Here is a 19203-nt window from a genome sequence, read left to right on the forward strand (position 1 = left end):
GCGCCATAAAAAAGCCCGCTCGAAAGCGGGCTCGTCGTACATCGATAAAACCAGAGGTCGATGGCTTAGCTGTTGGCGACTTTCTTGAGCGCCTCGTTAAGCGTCGCGCTCGGGCGCATGGCATCAGAGGCCAGCTGCTTGTCAGGGTGATAGTAGCCCTTGATCTCGACTGCCTTGCCCTGGGCACCGTTGAGTTCATCAACGATGGTCTGCTCTTCGGCGCGAAGCGTGGAGGCGAGTTCAGAAAACAGCGACTTGAGTTCGGCGTCGTCGTCCTGAGCGGCCAGCGCTTCTGCCCAGTACAGCGCCAGGTAGAAATGGCTTCCGCGGTTATCGAGCTCACCGGTCTTGCGCTTGGGCGACTTGTCGTTGTTCAGGAACTCGCCGTTGGCGGTATCAAGCGCCTTGGCAAGCACCGTGGCCCGAGCGTTGTCGAACGTTTTGCCCAGATGCTCGAGTGAGGCCGCCAGCGCCAGAAACTCACCCAGTGAATCCCAACGCAGATGGTTTTCCTCGACCAGCTGCTGAACGTGCTTCGGTGCGCTGCCGCCGGCGCCGGTTTCGAACAGACCACCGCCGTTCATCAGCGGAACGATCGAGAGCATCTTGGCACTGGTGCCAAGCTCCATGATCGGGAACAGATCCGTCAGGTAGTCGCGCAGCACGTTGCCGGTAACCGAGATGGTGTCTTCGCCACGACGGATGCGCTCAAGCGAGAACTGCATGGCCTCGACCGGCGGCAGAATGCGAATGTCCAGCCCGCTGGTGTCGTGGTCCTTGAGGTAGGTTTCGACCTTCTGGATCAGCTGAGCATCGTGGGCGCGGTTGGCGTCGAGCCAGAACACCGCAGGGGTTTCACTGTCACGGGCGCGAGTTACGGCAAGCTTGACCCAGTCGCGAATCGGCGCGTCCTTCACCTGGCACATACGCCAGATATCTTCGGCCTCGACGTCATGTTCGAAGACCACGTCACCGTTTGATTTGACGACGCGCACGGTGCCGGCAAACGGAATCTGGAAGGTCTTGTCGTGAGAGCCGTACTCTTCGGCCTTCTGCGCCATCAGGCCCACGTTGGGCACGCTGCCCATGGTGGTCGGATCGAACGCGCCGTTTTTCTTGCAGTCGTCGATGGTGGTCTGATAGATCGTCGCGTAGCAGCGATCCGGGATGACGGCCTTGGCGTCGTGACGCTGGTCGTCGGCGCCCCACATCTTGCCGGAATCACGAATCATCGCTGGCATCGAGGCATCGATGATCACATCGCTCGGAACGTGCAGGTTGGTGATGCCCTTGTGGGAATCGACCATCGCGATGCTCGGACGCTCCTTGTACAGCGCATCGATGTCGCCCTTGATGGCGTTCTGCTTGTCCTCGGAAAGCGACTGGATCGAGGAATACAGGTCGCCTACCCCATTATTGGGGTTGAAGCCGGCCTGCTCGAGATCACCCGCGTGATCTTCAAGCACCTGCTTGTAGAATTCACTGACCACGATGCCAAACATGATCGGGTCCGAGACTTTCATCATGGTCGCTTTCAGGTGAAGCGAGAACAGCACGCCCTGCTTCTTGGCGTCATCGATTTCAGCGGCGACAAACGAGCGAAGGCTCGACGCACTCATGAACGCGCCATCCACCACTTCACCGGCCAGCACCTTGACACCGTCTTTCAAGGTTTCTTTGGTGCCGTCCTTGCCGACCAGCTCAATAGTGAGGCTGTCGTCGGCGTCTAACGTTGCGGACTGCTCACTGCCGTAGAAGTCGCCGTCTTCCATGTGGGCCACGTGGGATTTGGAGTCCGAGGACCACTCGCCCATGCGGTGCGGGTATTTGCGAACGTAGTTCTTGACCGACTGCGGTGCACGCCGGTCCGAATTGCCTTCACGAAGCACCGGGTTTACAGCGCTGCCCTTGACGCGATCAAAGCGTGTCTTGGCATCCTTCTCGGCGTCGGTGGTTGGCTCATCGGGGTAATCGGGCAACGGATAGCCCTGGCTCTGAAGCTCCTTGATGGCCGCCTTGAGCTGAGGCATCGAGGCACTGATGTTCGGCAACTTGATGATGTTGGCCTCAGGCGTCTTGGCAAGCTCACCGAGTTCACTGAGGTGATCGCCAATACGCTGCTCGTCGCTCAAGACATCCGGAAACTGCGCAAGAATGCGTCCTGCAAGCGAGATGTCACGCGTCTCGACCACAATCCCGGCCGGATCGGTAAAGGCATCGATGATGGGCAGCAGCGAATAGGTTGCAAGCGCTGGTGCTTCATCGGTCAGCGTATAAATGATCTTCGGCGTATCGGACATATTGGCGTTGACCTCTCTTGTCACAACGATGACTAATAATCCTGGAAAACGATGGTACAGGCCGCAACAGCGAACGTTCCATCGACAGTGTCGACCGGGCGCAGACACGCCACACTCTGTCGACAATGTTGTCACGCTGGAATGCGCCGTTCGGCAACACTTCATCGTGCCCTGAAGTATACCAGCCCGGCACTGACTGTGACCAATTCGGGCTACTCGGTAAATTCCTGGTGATGCGCAAAACGATGCTTTCTCAGCACAGGCAGACTGCGCCTCTGAAACTGTGTCGACAATCCAGTTTCATGAGCACTCATGCGTGTATCTAACGTAGTTCAAGTTTGCGGCAAACACATGGCGCTACCGCATGGGAGATAAGGTGAGGCATAAAAAAAAGCCGAACGCATGTTCGGCTTTTAAATCCTGATCATCAAGGCGTCATACGCCCGCTTTTTTCTGCTTGAATTTCATCATCGTAAAAACAATGGCGAATAAAAGCAGGTCCTGCTGTTTTCGAACCAGACATACCAGAAACTGAATCTTGCGGTCATTTTGATAAGGTTCAGCCTTGCTGAGGTCGGCATGGCGGCGCGCTTCGCAGGCGTTCGACTTGAACTCCTTGAACGCATCCACCGGATTGGCCGGGCCGTTTCGCTTGGCAATATTCTGAGCGCTATTGATCAGCGCTCGGCTCCAGTGCTTGGCCAGAAAATGCTCATCGTTGATACCTCGTTCGCGCAGAAGGCGCTCGATCCGACCCAACCCGTAGACAAAATACGAAAACTGCTTGGGGTTGTAGGACGTTGTCAGCGATTCACTTTGGCCAACCACGTACCGGTACGCATGCTCACTGCAGATGATGCCGTGTTCGAGAGCGATAAAGGCGTCGAGATTGAATCGAAAATCTTCGCCAAGCGCTACGCCTTCCTCGAAAGCAATCGCATGTCGCGTCAGGAACTCGGCGGAGAACATCTTGTTGAATACCGGGTTGAATACACCGGCCTCATAAAGCATCAAAAAATCATGGTCAAAATCGAACTCACCCGCGGCCAGTGTCGAGCGATTGAGCTCGTGCCCGTCTCGCTCACAGATGGTCGCATAGTTGAATACGGCAATCTCGGCCCTGGCGCGCTGCGCCTTGGCAAGTACGGACATTACTTCAGAGGCAAGCAGCTGGTCGTCGGCATCACAAAAGGCGATGTAGTCGCCCTGAGCGGCCTTGATGCCATTGTTACGAGCGACAGACACGCCCCCATTGACCTGATCGATCACACAAACGTTGGATCGACTCGTCTCAAAGCGCCGGCACTGTTCGAGGCTATCATCCTTCGAGCCGTCGTTGACCAGCACCACCTCGACGCCGTCTTGAGGCAACTCGGCAAGATGCTTAAACAAGGTCGCCAGAGATGCCGACGCATTATAGATCGGTACGACAATGCTCAAGTCGAAAACGCGTCGAGATTCGTTTGTCATACGCCCATCATCAGTTGGTTGAAATCATCCGAACAAGCTTAAACAAAAGCTGTATACACCGAAAGTAATCACGACTCGAGCAGGCCGTCTGCGCATGCTTCAGCATACTGGACCTGCACCGAAGTATCGTGACGACATGCAGAATACCTTTAAATAATGAAATATTCTTTTCTAGAAGGGCGCGAATAATATTTTATTCTTCACGCTCGTTCAACGAAGCTTTAACGACCGAGCCACTGTATAACCCCGCTCTTCACCACTCACCCAGCCGTTTCCTGCCCACGCAGTTGAAACATATGTGCACGTAGTTGAAGCACACGCCCGCGTAGTTGAAATACTTGAGCCAGACCGCATACCACGTTGAAATACCGGCCTGCCCCAAGAGCGACCGCTACCCTCTGCCTCCTTACATGAGCTTATCGGAACGCGCGCCACCCACTTTCAAAGGACACACGCGGTGACTTATACCTCTGCGATTCAATTTACGGCGATGACGCCATCTCATCTTCAGCAGGCGCAGCGCCTTTCTGCGCTGGCGCAATGGGAGCATCGTCTAGAAGACTGGGAGGCCATGCTTGGTCTTGCTCAGGGCATTACAGCGCTCGATGATCGGAGTAACGTCATCGGGACTGCCCTCTGGTTCGAACACGACCATGTCACGTCGATCGGCGCGGTGCTGGTCGATCAATGCTGGCAGCGCCAAGGTATCGGCCAGACGCTAATGTCGCGCGTCATGGCGGCATCCTCCCACTCGACGTTTTCGCTGGTCGCAACACGCCAGGGAGAGCCCCTCTATCGCCAAATGGGCTTCAAACAGACGGGAGCCGTTCGCAAGTACCAGGGGCGGGTCAACGAGCGCTCGCCATCACCTTCTGTCGTTTCAGGGCTGCGTCGCCTACAAGAACGCGATATCCACGTACTGTCGACCCAATGCTCGGCGGCTTTTCTAAGCGCACTTGCCCGTCAGGCAACGGACGCGGTTCTGATCGAGCGACAAGGCAATATTCACGGCGCTGCGCTGTGTCGTCCTTTCGGCCGTGGGCTTCAAATAGGCCCGGTGATTGCACAAGACGCAATTGATGCCTGGGCCATGATAGAGGCGCTCCTGGACAACGCGCGAGGCCAGATCGTACGGCTTGATATCGCCGATCAACCGGACTGGGAAATACCGCTTACCCACTGGGGCATGAACGCCACCCCACCCTCCCAGCGATTGAGTTTCGGCCCGACGCCACCCAGTAGCTCCTATGTGCGCTTCGGCTTGGCGAGTCAGGCCATAGGCTGACACCTACAAATTTATACATCGGTTGTGCAAAGAGGCTCTTTAACGATAAGAATCACTCGCTAAACCGTGATTTTTAAACGAGATTTATCGCAAGAGAAAAAATTGATCTTATATTTGTACAAGAACTTCATTTGTGTCATTGTTTAGATGCTGCGCCAAAGGAGATAGGCGAGTCGGGATTTCAAGCACATGGATCATGTGTTTTTACGTGATCCCAGCCACGCACGATGCGAGGCCAAGGCTGCACCAGGGATGGTGAGGAAAGACAGGCTGGCAAAGGTTGCCCAGCATTCGGTCACAATGACCAGATCAATTGCCAGGAAGGCAAACCCGTAAACAAGGAGCGTTTACATGAACTACGCAATGATGTGCCACCGCTGTGGCAGCTCACATACCAAAGCGCCGCTTAGCGAATTCGATTGGGATGAGATCGAATGCGCAGACTGCGGTGAATTTCTAGACACGGTTGGTAATTGGGAAGCGTCCCATTCGCCCTCGCTGGCATTCCAGGCATTGAGCATGTCCAGGACACTCAGCATGCAGATGACGCGTGAAGCTCAGGCTCACGCAAACAAAGGCGCACCGGGGCGCGCGGCCCTATGATGCGGGTTGCCTTGGATATGGAATGCAACGAATGCGGGCATGATCAATTCATGTTACCGGTTCAGAAAAAACAGGGCGATCAAGTTACATGTGTTCAATGTGGTAAATCCACATGTCATACCGCAGATCTGAAATCAGCTCTTGGTGCATTCGCCAAGTACAACACTGTTCCTGATCCTACGCTTGAAAACGCAACCGATACATTGGGGCGCATGCGCAAGAACGCCTAACGCGCTTGAGGCATTTCTGCCCCACATCGCGATATCCGCATAAAAAAAGCCTGCTCTTAAGCAGGCTTTTTTTGATGCATCGTCATACGTTGGTCGTTTTCGCCCTACCCTCGACGAATCAACTCCATCAAGACCATTGAACGCGGCTGAACCTGATAGGTCGAACCGAACTCGAAGTTACTGCCCTGAGCATTGCACGCGTCGGCCGTATCCAGCCTGAACATCCAGAACCGCCCTTGGGAAGCTTCGGGAAGCGGCCAGTCGATTTCACTGTCATTGCCGTTGAACAGGATGAGCAGGGTACTGTCGGAACCGGCCCGACGAATGCCTGTGGGCTGTGCCCGACCGTCGAGAACAACGGCCACATTCAAACGCGACGGATCTTCCCATGCTTCCGGGGTCATGTCCTCGCCGTCTACGGTCATCCAGCTGACATCGCGGACCTGAAGCTCTTCGTTCCAGTCACCGGTCATGAACCGGCTGCGCCTTAAAATCGGATAATGGCGACGAAGTCGAATCAAATACCGAGTGAAATCGAGAAGTGAACGACCTTCCTCGGACATATTCCAGTCGACCCAGCCGATCTCGCTGTCCTGACAGTAGGCGTTGTTGTTGCCTTCCTGCGTGCGTGCAAATTCGTCGCCGGCAAGAATCATCGGCGTACCTTGTGCAAACAGAAGCGTGGCCATCAGGTTGCGCATTTGCTTCATCCGAAGCGCACTGATTTCCTCGTCTTCAGTAAAGCCTTCGACCCCGTGGTTCCACGAGCGGTTATCGTCGTGCCCATCGTTGTTGTCTTCGCCGTTGGCCTCATTGTGCTTGTCGTTGTACGTCACCAAATCACGCAGGGTGAAGCCATCGTGCGCGGTGATGAAGTTGACCGAGGCAAACGGTTTGCGTCCGCGGTGATTGAACAGGTCTTCCGAGCCCATGAGTCGGGTGGCGAAATCCGGCAGCGTACTTTCATCGCCACGCCAGAACGCCCGCACCGTATCGCGGAACCGATCGTTCCACTCGGCCCATCCAGGCGGGAAACCACCCACTTGATAGCCACCCGGGCCACAGTCCCACGGTTCGGCAATCAACTTGCATTGAGACAGCTGCGGATCCTGACGGCAGGAATCCAGAAACCCTCCCCCTTCATCAAAGCCATGCGGCTCACGGCCAAGAATGGTTGCCAGGTCGAATCGAAACCCATCGACGCGCATCTCCTTGGCCCAATACCTCAGGGAGTCCGTCACCATCTGAAGCACGCGCGGGTGGGAGAGATTCAGCGTGTTGCCGGTCCCGGTGTCGTTGATGTAATAGCGCGGCTCGTCAGGCATCAGACGATAGTAGCTCGCGTTATCGATGCCTTTCCAGGAAAGCGTCGGCCCGAGTTCGTTGCCTTCTGCGGTGTGGTTGTACACCACATCCAAAATGATCTCGAAGCCTCTCGCATGCGCGCTCGCCACCATCTGCTTGAATTCGCTGATGCTGCTGGAGGCCATGTACTTCGAGTGCGGCGCGAAAAACGCAAGGGTGTTGTAGCCCCAGTAGTTATGAAGCCCCTTTTCCTGCAGGTGCCGGTCATCGGCAAAGGCATGAATGGGCATCAACTCGAGCGAACTGACACCAAGACGCTGCAGGTGATCGAGAATGGCCGGGTCGCTAAGCCCTGAAAACGTTCCTCGAACCGCCTCATCGACCTCGGGGTGACGCATGGTCAGCCCTTTTACATGCGCCTCGTAAATGACGGTGTCCTGCCACGGAACATGCACCGGCTGAGAACGCCCCCAGGTAAAGGCGGGGTCCACGACTCGGCACTTGGGCATGAACGGCGCGCTATCACGCTCATCGAAGCTGAGATCGCCGTCTTCATGGCCAATGGTGTAGCCATAAAGCGCATCGTCCCACACCAGCTCACCAGTGATCTGTCGTGTACAGGGGTCGATCAACAGTTTATTTGGGTTGAAGCGATGGCCCTTTTCCGGCTCATAGGGGCCATGTACTCGATAGCCATAGAGCTGGCCGGGCCGGGCCTCGGGCAGATAGCCATGCCAGACTTCGTCGGTGAACTCCGGAAGCTCAATGCGCTCGAGCTCCTCTTCGCCATCCTCACTGAAAAGACACAGCTCCACCTTGGTCGCGTGGGCCGAAAAAAGGGCAAAATTGACGCCCAATCCGTCCCAGGTCGAGCCAAGGGGGTAAGGAAGCCCTTCTTCGATGCGCCTTGAACTGTACCGATGCGAGCCACGCTCACTGTCGGCCACACTGCCAGGCGTCGGTGCCCCTGGATGAATCGCTGTATTTCTCATGCACGGTTACTCTTTCGACGAGTGCGGCTCGTGGTCGAGCTATCGTCCGCAGGCGTCGTTTCGGAAGAAGTGTCTGAGGTGTCTGAGGTCTCTGTCTTGGCCGTAGCCTTGGCAGGTGCCTTGCGTGGCCGGGAAGCCGCTTTTGTCTTCGAAGCACTTTTTGATTTTTCGGTGCTTGTTGAACTCTTGCGCCGAGTCGACTTAACCGTCGGCGGCACCTCAGCGCTCTGTTCGGTCTTCTCGGGCGGCTTGCGGGTCACCGGCTCCGGCGGCACATCGGTCACCCGCTCGGCCGCCACCAGCCGGCTGGCCATTTCCCAGTGACGCTCGGCCTGCCCATCCGGGCGACCTTCCACTTCCCACAGTCGATAGGCCAACAACCGTACTCTCAACTGATCATCCATTCGGTGATACTCCATATCGAAACCGCGCCATCAGGGCGCGGCGTCCCTATCCAGGGATTAATAGTGTTCGTTTGAGGCACTTGCCTCACAGTAATCGACGGCCTCTTCAGCCCCCTTAACGCCGGCCCTGGCCACTAAAACGGCAAAGGGCATGACCGTCAGCAGTGACGAAAGCTCAATATCATCGGTCACGACCTGGCCACCGAGCAGGTCAGTGAAGGTCATTCCGCGGTCGTGCTCGGCGAGCAGCACCCGGGTCTCCCCCCAGCGCGCACTGTCTATTTGAAGACCATGCATGCCCTGAAGCAGGGCACGCGTCGTCCGAGGCGCGATCACCAACACTCTGTGATCCTCGAACTGACGCCGAAACGCGATCACGTGCTCGGAAAGCGCACCCTGTACCGTAAGCGCGTCATAATCGCCGCGGGAAAACAGCTCGGGCTGCTGGTTACGAAGCGTCAATAGTTCCTGAATCATGGCCTGCTTGATGCGGCCATCACGCCAGCTGCCAAGCAGTGTCGGCAATGGCATTGCTTCCTGACGACGGCGGCGCTCAAAGTCGACCGGGCGACGATTGTCGGGGTCGACCAGTGAGAAATCCCACCGCTCACAGCCTTGATAGGTATCGGGAATGCCCGGCATCGTGAGTTTCAAAAGCACCTGAACCAGGCCATTCAACGCCCCCGGTGCAGCGACGGACTCGATAAACGCATGAAGTCGAACGCGCGCAAGCTGGCCCGCGTCACTGCACAGCAGTGCGTTGACAAAATCACGACACCGGGCCTCATACGCCTCGTCCGGGTAAAGCCAGTGCGAGCGCTGTTTGCCTTCCCGAAGCGCCTTTTGATGCCAGTTGACGACCCGCTCGGCAAACGTCGAAAGCCCCTCGGCGTCATCGGCGCCAAGCTCCAGCGGCCAGGCCCCGACCAAAATCTGAAACACGAACCAGGCATCGACAGGATGGAACGTTTCTCCTCCATCGAGTGCCTGAGCGGCCGTCCGGTAGGCCTCAAACTCCGCCACCGCATCCTCGCCGAATTCCGACAGTGCCGCCAGCCGCGCGCGCACGTCTTCGCCCCGTTTGTGATCATGGGTGGCGGTGGTCAGCAGTGTTTCCGGCCAGTGCGCCACCGTATGACGGTTGAAGGCATGAAAGGCCTCGACGGAATCGGCGAATCGAGCCCCATCGAAACCGACGTCGTTTCGTGAAAAGAGCACGGCGTGGCGATACCCGGCGGTATCTTCCACGGCCTTGGCCGCGAGCGGCGCCGTCAACTGAGCAAAACGAAGCCGCGCCTGCCCCCAAAGTTCATCCTCGGCAAAACTCTGCTTGGATAATCCAGCCACCAGGTACTCGAGCACGCCCTGATCCGGCGGTGCCAAACGCACACCCGCCTTGTCCTGTACCCGGTTCCAAAGCTCCGACTCGTCGGTATCGCCGTAGGCGCGATAGACATCGAACTCGGTGGCCAACGCATGAAGAGCCCGACGCAGCATCATCGGCGTGATATCCCGTAACTCGACGCGCGCACGAGCGCAGCGCACGAGCGCCTGCAGCACACGGTCAAATTCGGCCGCCAGGTTCGAGGCCATCAACTCCTGCCGCGCAGCAAGCACCTCGTCGTGAAATCCTGCGCCAGACTCGCTCAGGGTGTTCCAAAGTGCTGTCAGCGGCGCTTCGCCGGCGGGCTCATGCTGAATGACCGATAACACGTTCATGGCGTCATAGCCCGTTGTCCCCGTCACGGGCCAACTGTCGGGCAGCGCTTCCTGACCTTCGAGAATCTTTTCGACCCAGATCGGGACCGGCCCGGCAGGCGCATCCAACGGACGCCCCTGAGCGGCACGGTCAAGCCCTGCCCGTAACTGCGCACAATAACCGCCGGGGTCGGCAAGGCCATCGATATGATCGATACGAACGCCATCGACCAACCCGCGTTCGACCAGCTCGAACAGATAGCCATGGGTCAGCTCGAATACCCACGCGTGCTGAACCTGAACCGCACCAAGCTCGGTAATGTCGAAAAACCGGCGCCAGTTCAGCCAGTCATTGGCAGTTCGCCAGTGAGCCAGCCGGTAATGCTGGTCCTCGAGCAATGCATGACGCCGTTGCGCACGATCAGGGTGCGTATTGAACGCCTCTAACGCCTCATTCAGCCGCCGTTTGCTCTCATCGGTTTCAAGCAAGGCAGTCAGTCCACCGTCTTCACCGCCATCAAGGCCCAGCTCAGCCAAAACGCGCGGCTGGTCCTCTGGGCGAAGCGGGAACACGTGCTCGAAATAGGTGAACTGGAATTCGCTTTCGATCTCATCGACAGACAGCGTCAACGCATCCTGCTCGAGCATCTCGCCGTAGGGTTCACCAAGAAAGGGAACAAGAACCCTGTTGTGAAGCGTCGGGTCGCCGCATTGCCAGTCGACATCGAACATGTCGGCCAGACGGCTCGAGCGACCGTTTCGCAGAAGCTCGAGCCAATACACGTTTTCACTGCCGCCAACAGCCAGATGGTTGGGCACGATGTCAACGACCAGGCCCATCTCTCGCGCTCGAAGCGCTGACACCAGCCGCAGAAGCGCCGCCTCCCCACCAAGCTCTGGATCGATGCGCGTGGGATCGACACCGTCATAGCCATGGGTCGACCCGGCCCGCGAGGCCCAAATGGGTGAGGCGTAGACATGGCTGATGCCAAGGCCCTGCAGATAGTCGAGCTGGTCGATTGCGTCGTCCAGCGTGAACCCGGCGTGAAATTGAAGCCGCATCGTCGCGCGAGGCGATGTACCCGGGTCAGTCATTGAGGTGCTCCTTGGTTGCGGCACGTCGCCCCTCAAGGAAGGCCTTGAGGCGACGAATAACGCCGGGGTCACGTGCCAGTGCGTCAACGGTCAACGGCAGCCGCCGGCGCCAGTTGGGGTGCGTGTCCACCGTGCCCGGAAGATTCGGTTGCTCCTCGAGGGCCAGAATGTCTTCAAGCGGCAGGATCGCGAGCGGTCCGGGGCTTTTACCGACAAACCGGGCCGCCGCATCGAGCCAATGATCGACTGATGCCGAGGCATCAATGCCAAGCGCCTCAGCAAGATGCACTCGATCCTCGGCGCGCTCATCGCGCGCAGAACGAGCGTCTTCGGCAGTGATCGCACCGATGGACTCCCGCCATTCGATGTCGCGGGCACTGAGCCAACCGGCCACCGTCGGCAGGTCATGGGTCGAACTCATGGCAACTGATTGCGGGGCGTAGCGGGTTGACTCAAGAAACGCGTCGCCATCACGCTCGAACCACATGACCGCCATACCCAATATGTTGCGCGCGCCGAGCCGATCTCGAAAACCGTCCTCGACCGTACCAAGGTCTTCCCCGATAACCACCGCGTCGTGGCGCCACGCTTCCAGCGCGACCAGCCTTAGCAGAGCCTGCTCGGGGTAGCGCACGTACGCACCGTTCAGAGGTGAGCCGTTCTCGGGGATCAGCCACAGCCGAGACAGCCCCATGATGTGGTCAATACGAAGCCCACCGGCCCAGCCAAGCGTTGCCCTCAGCATATCGATAAAACCTGAAAACCCGGTCTCGACCAGTCCCTGCGGTGAAAACCCAGTCACGCCCCAGCTCTGGCCGTCGGCGTTGAAGGCATCCGGCGGCGACCCGACGCTCAGTCGGCCCAGCACTTCGTTCGGCCGACTCCACACCTGGCTACCATCGGCCGCCACCCCGACCGCGATGTCCGCGATCAGGCCGACGCGCATTCCAGCGTCCTGGGCAGTGGTCTGCGCCGCCATCAAGCCACGCCGCGCCAGCCACTGGGCGTACAGATAACGCTCGATGCGCCCGCGCTCGTCGCGCTCGAATGCCCGCACCGCCTCACTGTTGACGCTCTTGTAATCGACCGGCCAATCCTCGAACGGCCCGAACATGTCACACAGCGCTTCAAAACAGGCATGATCCAGAAGCGGCTTGGGCGCCTCGCTGCAAAAGGCCTCAAACTCACGCCGTTCATGGGCGCTCATGTCAAGGTGCGCACGATCAAGAAGCGTTTGAGCCCGCTTGGCAACCTGCTGATAATCGATCAGTGGCTCATCAGGTGCCTGAGTTCCAAGTGGCAGGGCGTACCAACTGTTGAGCGCCAGCCGTGATGACGGCGCGTAGGGGGAATAACGCGTGGGGTCCTGCTCGAACAGGGCATGTACCGGACTGATGGCCAGCGCGTCGAGGCCGGCCTCGCCCATGTCTCGAGCAAGGCTCGATAACGCGTCCAGATCCCCAAGAGCGGTCGGCGCAGCGCGTCGAAGGCTGTAGAGCTGAACGCCGAGTCCGGCGAGGTGGGTGCCTTCAGGAATGCGGGGTGCCGAGGTGGGTGCCACAGCAAGGCGCACCGTCTTGCCAGCAAGCGTCAATCGGTAATACCCCGGCGTATCGACCGGGGCCAGAAAGCCGTTATCGTCGGTCTCACCGCTGAGTTCGAACGACTCTTCTTCCGATTCGAGGCGATAGGCAGTGCCCGGGGTTACGGCACTTGGCAGTTCGACCGGAACCGACACCTCGGCGGTAATCAATGGCGGCCACTGTTCGACGCTTTTCGGCTCGACCAGGCGCAAAAGCGCCTCGTGGCTATAGTCGCGCTCCCGCTGGGAATCGGCCGGATAGCCGAGTGCGGCCAGCACACGGCAGATCGCCTTGTCGTCGAGCGTACACTGTTCACCGTCGTTGTTTTCCCAGTGGCGTTGAATGCCGGCAAGCTCGGCAAGCGTTTCCAGAGACGCCGTCATGAGGTGTGCTCCAACCAGACCGTGCAACTGTTCGGGCTCAACGCCCCGCTCTCACCGACATCACCGGTTTGATACAAGAGGCCGGCGCGCGTCAGCGAAAACTCGACGTCATCACACCCAAGATTGACCGCGACCGTCAGTTGGCGCCCCTCGGCCAGATGCCAGCTCGCAACGACCGCACCATCGCCCAACACTCGGGCCTCCCCGAACCGACAGTCCGCCAGGTACGGCATGATGTGTTGATGACGCAGTGACAAGAGCGTCTTATAGCGCGCCGCCCAGTTCTCATCGGGCTGGTCATAGGGAAACGAGGCCGCAAAGGTACCCGGTTCATTGGGGTCTGGGATCGCATTGCGGGCGGTCTTTGAGTCGAACGCGGAAAACGCTGCGAATTCAGCGCGCCGCCCTTCCCTGACCGCATCGGCAAGCTCGCCACGGTGGTCGGTAAAGAACAGAAACGGCTGACGCGCGCCGCACTCCTCCCCCATGAACAGCATCGGAATCATCGGGGTCAACAACAAAAGCGCTGTCGCCGCGTGAAGCGCCTGGCCATCGGTCAGTGTGATCAAGCGCTCGCCGAGTGCCCGATTGCCGATCTGGTCGTGGTTCTGAAGAAAATTGATAAACGCGGTCGGGGTCAGGTGGCTGCTCGATTCACCGCGTGGGGTACCATCGTTTGTTTCATGGCCCTGAAACACGAACCCGGATGCCAGCGCCCGAGCAAGCTTTTCGGTCGGGGCGTGGGCGTATTCACTGTAATAGCCTTCCTGCTCGCCGGTCAGAAGGTGATGAAGCACGTTATGCACATCGTCATTCCACTGCGCGGTATAGGCGGTCTCAAGTAATGAGGCGCTGTTGCGCTCGTTTTCGAGCATAAGGTGCAGGTGCCGGCGCTCACCCGCGGCGGCCTGAAGCTTTTCGCTCAGCGTATTCAGGAAGCCATCGTTGTCGATGGCGTGTACCGCATCAAAACGCAGCCCATCCAACCGGTAGTCGTTGACCCACATCAACGCGTTTTCAATGAAAAACGCGCTCACGTTGGGGTTGTCGAAATCGATGGCGTTACCCCATGGGGTGTCGCGCCCGGTAAAAAACGAGGGCGCGAAGGCGGGCCAGACGTTGCCGTCTGGGCCGAAGTGGTTATACACCACGTCAAGAAACACCATCAGCCCAAGACCGTGGGCCTCATCGATCAGCGCCTTGAAGTCATCGGGCGTGCCGTAACTCGACTCGACCGCGAACGGCAGTACGCCGTCATAGCCCCAGTTGCGCGTGCCCGGCACCGCATTGACCGGCATCAGCTCGATGGCGGTGATTCCAAGCGCCGCCCACTGGGCGAGATAGCTCCGAACACCTGAAAATCCGCCGAGTACGCCAGCATGGACTTCCAAAATAACGGTCTCGGCCCAGGGGCGCCCGTGCCACTCGGCGTTTTGCCATTGATAGGTCGCGTGATCGATAACCACACTTGCGCCAAAGACGTCGTCATCCTGGGCCCGCGACGCAGGGTCCGGAAGCTCGCGGCCATCGGGCAACTGAAAAAGATAAAGGGCGCCGGGCGCGCAATCGGCATCGACCGAAAACCAGCCCTCGCCATCGTCATGCATGGTGTGTGAGGAAAATGATGCGCCTTTTGACGGCGCAAGCTTCAGTGTCAGCGTCTCGACGCCGGGCGCCCAGAGTGCAAAGCGTCTTGAGTGCCCGGTAGGTTCGGGGCCAAAGCGTGTCGCATCGCTTCCGTGCTGCCCATGACTCATGATGGCCAATCTCCCTGGCGCAAATACAAGGTGCTCATTGGTGGCAGCGTCAGCTGCAAGGACGCCGGCTGCCCGTGGCTGGGCTCGGCGCGCGCCTGAACCCAGCCGCCATTACCGATATTGCTGCCGTTATAGAGTTCACTGTCGCTGTTGAAGACCTCAAACCAGAGACTCGCAATGGGCACGCCAATGCGATAAGCGGGCCGCTCCACCGGGGCAAAATTGCACACCACCAATAGCGGTGCCTTGCCGGGTTCGGCCTTGCGTAGAAACGCCAGTACGCTGTTTTCGGTGTCATCACCGACAAGCCACACAAACCCGCCGGGGTCGGCGTCACGCACATGAAGGGCGGGGTCGCTTACGTAGATGCGATTCAAATCGGCAAGCGTGCGCAGTAACCCTTTGGGCCCGGGCTCATCGAGCCGATTCCACTCAAGCTCCAGGTCATGGTTCCACTCCTTCAACTGTCCAAGCTCTGCACCCATGAACAGGAGCTTCTTGCCGGGGTGGGCCCACATGAACGCCAGATAGGCGCGAAGCCCAGCCAACTTCAAAGACTCATCGCCAGGCAGCTTGTTCAGAAGCGAGCCCTTGCCATGAACCACTTCATCGTGGGACAGCGGCAGCACGAAATTTTCCGAAAACGCGTATTGAAGGCCAAAGGTCAGCTCGTGATGATGATGACGCCGGAAAAACGGATCGCGCTCCATGTAGCTCAGCGTGTCGTGCATCCAACCCATATTCCACTTGAAGGTGAACCCGAGCCCACCGGTGGCGGTTGGCGCGGTCACGCCCGGCCAGGCGGTAGATTCTTCCGCAATCATCATCACGCCACTGCACCGCTCGGCGACAGTGTCATTGAGCTCACGCAGAAAATCGATGACCTCGAGGTTTTCCCGGCCGCCATAGCGGTTCGGCACCCATTGATCATCCTCTCGACTGTAATCGCGGTACAGCATGGAGGCCACGGCGTCCACGCGAAGCCCATCGATGTGGAACCGCTCGAGCCACTCCAGTGCGCTTGCGATCAGAAAGCCGCGCACCTCATGCCGACCGACGTTGTAGATCAGGGTGTTCCAGTCCGGGTGAAAGCCTTCGCGCGGGTCGGCGTGCTCAAAGAGCGCCGTGCCGTCGAATTGCACCAAACCGTATTCATCCGCTGGAAAGTGCGCCGGCACCCAATCCACGATGACGCCGATGCCGGAGGCGTGACAGGCATCGATGAAGCGGGAAAGGCTTTCAGGCGAGCCCATCCGGGACATCGGTGAAAAAAGACCGATCGGCTGATAGCCCCACGAACCCACGAACGGGTGCTCGGTGATTGGCATCAGCTCGATGTGGGTAAAGCCCAGATCGGCAACCCAGGGAATCAGCCGCGAACTCAGCTCATCCCAGTCCACGAAGCGACCGTCCTCACCGCGCTGCCAGGACAGCGGGTGCAGCTCGTAAATCGACAGCGGCGACGTGCGCATGGACCGTTTTGCACGGCGCGCCATCCAGGCATTGTCGTGCCAGCGAAACGGCTCGTTGGATGCAACGATCGAGACGACCTCATGGGTCGCTCCACTCTCACGCGCCAATGGGTCGACCTTGGTGCGTACCTGATAATTGGCGTCCAGAAGCTCGAACCGGTAACGCGCCCCGGGGCGCAGATGCGGTACGAAAATAGCCCACATGCCACAGGACTCATGCTTCATCATAGGATGACGGCGGCCGTCCCACTGATTGAATTCACCCACCAGCGACACCCGATGGGCGTTGGGCGCCCAGAGTGTGAAACGCACCCCGGCCACACCATCGATTTCGGTTTCAACCGCGCCGAACACATGGGTCAACTCGCGATGACGGCCTTCCCCGAAGAGGTAGATGTCCATCTCGCCAGGCCAGGGATCAAACCGATACGCGTCTTCAGTAATCTGCTCGATATCACCCGGCCAGAGAATCTTTAGCTGATACGGCGTGTGCTTTGGAAGACACGCCCGAAAGATGCCCTCGCTCGCGTACTCGGCACAGGCAAGCCGCTTGCCAGTGTGGTCGACCAGGTCGACGCCTTCGGCACCCGGCGCCATGATGCGCACCATGATGTGGTCGCTGTGCTCGTGCGGGCCCAGCCACTCAAATGGGCGACCATGAGCGGCCTGGGCAAGTCGGTCGAGCGCATCCTGTTCGGTTGCGGTGATCGTCGGTACGGATTGAAGGGAAGCATTCATGGTGCCACCTTACCCAGACGGTGGGGCGTGTCGGCCATGAGTTGATGATAGAGGCGTCGATAAGGAGTCACGGACAGTCGCCATTGATAATAGATGGCCATGGCCGCGCGGCGCATGGCGTAGAAAAGCTCGGTGCAGCCATACACTCGGAAAGCCCGATCGATGGCGTGCTGATAGGCACTTTGATCCAGTTCGTCGAACAGGAATCCGGTCACGCCATCGTCGATGGTGTCCGCAAGCCCGCCAGTACGATGGGCGATCGGCAGTGCGCCGAAACGCTGGGCATACATCTGGGACAGACCGCACGGCTCGAAACGCGAAGGCATCAAAAGGAAATCGCTGCCGGCGAAGATGCAGCGTGCTTCACGCTCGCTGAAACCGATGTAGACGCCGATTGCACCGGGGAAGCGAGCCTCCAAATTGCGAAGCGCCTCCTCGATTGCCGGCTCACCGCAGCCAATGACCACCAACTGACCGCCAGCACGCACAATGCTCTCCGCCGCCGCGATGGTGAGATCGAGCCCTTTCTGATGCACCAACCGAGAGACTACGGCAAACAGCGGTCCGTGGCTCACGGCCAGTCGGAACATGCGGCGCACATGGTCGGTATTGGCGCGTTTGCCGGCCCAGTCGTTGGTGGCGAACACGCACGCGAGATACGCATCGGTCTTTGGGTCCCAACTGTCATCAATGCCGTTGGCGATGCCGCTCAAGCGGCCTTCGCTATGGCACTGCGCCAGCAGGTCTTCCAAACCGCAGCCAAAGGCCGGCGTGGTAATTTCACGGGCGTAGGTTTCACTGACGGTTGTGATGTGATCGCTGTAGATGATGCCGGATTTCATGAACGACAGACGGTCATAGAAGGTAATGCCGTGGTCATTGATGGCGTGTTCGGGCACTCCGATATCAGGCGCAATCGCGGGATCGAACAACCCCTGATACGCCAGATTGTGAATGGTATAGACACACGGCGTCTCATCGCCCTGCCAACGCAGATACGCTGGCGCAAGCCCTGCCTGCCAGTCGTGCAGGTGCAAAAGCGCCGGATGCCAGCCCTCATCTTCGAACCGCTCATCTGCGGTCATGGCCGCCATCTGAGCCGCAGCCAGCGAGAGCCGCGCGAATCGGATGTGGTTGTCCGGCCAGTCCCGGCCTTCAGGGTCCAGATAGGGGCTGCCGGGACGCTCATAAAGCTCCGGGCAGACCAGGACATACACTCTAAGTCCTTCGGGCAGATCGATCCGGCCAAGCGTGCAACCTGGAATATGACCAAGGCCCGGCAGTTCCGCAATGGTCTGAATCGGCCATAGGCTTTCGACCACTTCGGTGTAGGCCGGCATCAGTACACGCATGTCGTAATGGTTCAAGAGCGCGCGCGGCAATGCCGCCGACACATCACCAAGCCCCCCGACCTTGACGAAATCGGCAAGCTCGGAGGTCACGAAAAGAATAGGCTCACCGCGTTCAAGGGGTACGGCGTGGAGTCCAGAGGCAGTGCGGCTATTTACGGCGTGGGCATTGGAATGAAAAGGCGGGGTACGAGAAATCTCAAGGGCGTTGTAAGACATGCGGCAACCTCTCTCTAGGGTTGAACCGTTTCCATAGCGAGTGCCAGTCATTAAACGATAAAAAAAGCATTGGCTCTTATCCATCGCCGATGAACCTGGCATTTCGCTCAAGGCAAGTGCGGCCTAACCAAAAAAACACATTGTTGAATACGTGGCGAAAACAGCTCGCTACGTTAAGAATTAGTGGGCGGCTTGCTCAGCGTCAAAATTAAGCACCGCTAATTTCGAAACGTTTTGTAACCTTTAACTTGAGTTAATGTTCAAGACACGTTTACGACCGTTTGACGCAAAAAAAGAGACCATCAGGTCTCTTTAATATT

11 protein-coding genes are annotated in these 19203 nt (G+C 58.5%); 2 read left to right on the forward strand and 9 right to left on the reverse strand.

Going from position 1 to position 19203, the window contains the following annotated elements; all coding sequences use genetic code 11:
• Positions 1–65: 65 nt before the first annotated feature.
• A complete protein-coding gene (locus tag NAT23_RS04430) occupies positions 66–2300 on the reverse strand; it encodes an NADP-dependent isocitrate dehydrogenase (RefSeq protein WP_251925982.1) in 2235 nt (744 codons plus the stop codon).
• 435 nt (positions 2301–2735) lie between these two features.
• A complete protein-coding gene (locus tag NAT23_RS04435) occupies positions 2736–3770 on the reverse strand; it encodes a glycosyltransferase family 2 protein (RefSeq protein ID WP_251925983.1) in 1035 nt (344 codons plus the stop codon).
• Between the two features lie 457 nt (positions 3771–4227).
• Between NAT23_RS04435 and NAT23_RS04440 the strand changes: the two genes are divergently transcribed.
• Together NAT23_RS04440 and NAT23_RS04445 are read left to right on the forward strand one after the other, a co-directional pair.
• A complete protein-coding gene (locus NAT23_RS04440; protein ID WP_251925984.1) occupies positions 4228–5055 on the forward strand; it encodes a GNAT family N-acetyltransferase in 828 nt (275 codons plus the stop codon).
• A gap of 351 nt (positions 5056–5406) precedes the next feature.
• Complete coding sequence (locus tag NAT23_RS04445) at positions 5407–5658, forward strand: hypothetical protein (RefSeq protein WP_251925985.1); 252 nt, start codon at positions 5407–5409, stop codon at positions 5656–5658.
• A 334-nt stretch (positions 5659–5992) separates the two neighbouring features.
• Here the strand turns inward: NAT23_RS04445 and glgX are convergent, their stop codons facing one another.
• From glgX to glgA, 7 genes are read right to left on the reverse strand one after another with little or no spacing between them, the layout of a single operon-like run.
• The gene (gene glgX, locus NAT23_RS04450; RefSeq protein ID WP_251925986.1) at positions 5993–8185 is read right to left on the reverse strand and encodes a glycogen debranching protein GlgX; all 2193 of its coding nucleotides are present in this window, start codon (positions 8183–8185) and stop codon (positions 5993–5995) included.
• Entirely contained in the window at positions 8182–8589 is a 408-nt protein-coding gene (locus NAT23_RS04455) for a DUF2934 domain-containing protein (protein ID WP_251925987.1), read from the reverse strand. Before NAT23_RS04455 ends, glgX begins: the two co-directional genes overlap by 4 nt.
• 57 nt (positions 8590–8646) lie before the next feature.
• Entirely contained in the window at positions 8647–11382 is a 2736-nt protein-coding gene (gene treY, locus NAT23_RS04460) for a malto-oligosyltrehalose synthase (protein WP_251925989.1), read from the reverse strand.
• Complete coding sequence (gene malQ / locus NAT23_RS04465) at positions 11375–13348, reverse strand: 4-alpha-glucanotransferase (RefSeq protein WP_251925991.1); 1974 nt, start codon at positions 13346–13348, stop codon at positions 11375–11377. Before malQ ends, treY begins: the two co-directional genes overlap by 8 nt.
• Positions 13345–15105 carry a malto-oligosyltrehalose trehalohydrolase gene (gene treZ, locus NAT23_RS04470; protein WP_251925993.1) on the reverse strand — a complete coding sequence of 587 codons (1761 nt, stop codon included), beginning with the start codon at positions 15103–15105 and terminating at the stop codon, positions 13345–13347. Before treZ ends, malQ begins: the two co-directional genes overlap by 4 nt.
• On the reverse strand, positions 15102–17315 hold the full coding sequence (gene glgB, locus NAT23_RS04475) for a 1,4-alpha-glucan branching protein GlgB (protein ID WP_251925995.1): 2214 nt from the start codon (positions 17313–17315) through the stop codon (positions 15102–15104). The genes treZ and glgB overlap by 4 nt, the downstream gene beginning before the upstream one ends.
• Positions 17312–18883 carry a glycogen synthase GlgA gene (glgA, locus tag NAT23_RS04480; RefSeq protein WP_251925997.1) on the reverse strand — a complete coding sequence of 524 codons (1572 nt, stop codon included), beginning with the start codon at positions 18881–18883 and terminating at the stop codon, positions 17312–17314. Before glgA ends, glgB begins: the two co-directional genes overlap by 4 nt.
• Between the last annotated feature and the right edge of the window lie 320 nt (positions 18884–19203).

The organism is Larsenimonas salina, assembly GCF_023736155.1.
Taxonomy (GTDB): domain Bacteria; phylum Pseudomonadota; class Gammaproteobacteria; order Pseudomonadales; family Halomonadaceae; genus Larsenimonas; species Larsenimonas salina.